The organism is Actinotalea sp. C106 (assembly GCF_023630195.1).
In the GTDB taxonomy this organism is placed as follows: Bacteria; Actinomycetota; Actinomycetes; order Actinomycetales; family Cellulomonadaceae; genus Actinotalea.
This window is the reverse complement of the sequence record NZ_JALPKN010000522.1, coordinates 1-1131: the sequence shown is the minus strand read 5'-3', so window position 1 is coordinate 1131 and position 1131 is coordinate 1. Positions and strand designations below refer to the sequence as shown.

At 76.2% G+C, this 1131-nt stretch carries 1 protein-coding gene; it reads right to left on the bottom strand.

Translation table 11 applies throughout. The features are described 5' to 3' along the window. A partial coding sequence (locus tag L0B03_RS18180) for a DUF4350 domain-containing protein (RefSeq protein ID WP_250448456.1) occupies positions 1-1034 on the bottom strand: 1034 nt, incomplete at its 3' end. Positions 1035-1131: the final 97 nt, after the last annotated feature.

Sequence of the window (1131 nt, the reverse complement as noted above, 5' to 3'; positions counted from 1 at the left end):
AGCGCCGCCGCCGCGTGCCCCCGGGACCGGGAGCGACGGTACAGCCGAGCGCGCCCGAGGGTGGCCTCGGCCGCGCGGACCGTGACCGGCAGCGGCTCGGTCACGACGCGACCCAGAGCTCGGGACCGCCACAGCATCAGCATGACCACGACGAGGGCCAGCTGGGCGGCGACCGGTCCGGCCCAGGTCGGCAACAGCTCACCGGTCGCCGGTCCGGTCGTGGCCTCGCTGGTGTCGCCGTAGGTGGGCACCCACCAGGTGAGCTGCTCGTGACGGCCGAGGGTGTGCAGCACGAGCGCGGCGTTGCCGTCCTCCGAGAGCCGGTCGTTCGTGGTGAGGGAGGCGTCGTCCAGGACGGCGACGCGGCGTCCCCCGTCGTCCAGGACGGCGTAGGCACCGGTTCCGGGCTCGCCCGTGGGGAAGCAGACGACGACGTCGGGGTCGACGGCCACCACCCCTGAGCCGCCGCTGCGGATCTGCCCCGCGGCCTGGGCTGCCGGGTCGGGGCAGTCGGCGGCACGCACCGTGCTCGCGCTGAGCCAGCCCAGATCCATCGCGCCGTCGGTCACCGCGTCCAGCACCCACCAGTCAGGGTCGAGCAGCACCACGTCAGCGGCGCTCTCGGCGAGGGCCTCGACCTGGCCGTCGTCGAGCAGGAAGGTGCTCGTGACGAGGAGGGTCGTCCCGGCCTCGGCGCGCCGTAGGGCTTCGGCCGAGGTGCGCACCATCGTCACCTCGACCCCCTGGGCGCCCAGGATCTCGGCGGCGGCGCGAGCCCCGCCGCCCTGGGGGTTGTCCGGGGCGAGGGGGACCTCGGAGGTGCGCGGCTGCAGCACGGCCGAGAGCGAGCCGACGACCACGATGAGCCCGAGGACCGCCAGGGGCCACCGTGCCCGACGCCAGCGGGACCGCGCCCGGGAAGCGCCCGTGGTGCCGTCGCCGAGGACCTCGGGGGCCGCGGAGGACGTGACCCTGGTGGCGGCCGCGGCGTGGGAGGGCTGCGTGGGCGGGGGAGGGCTGAGGAGCTGGTTCACGTCAGGACCTCCTCGGGGGCCGCGGCGCCTGAGCCGACCGCCACCGGGCGGCTCGCGGCCACCGCCTCGTCCACCTCGCGCAGCCAGGCGTCCTCCT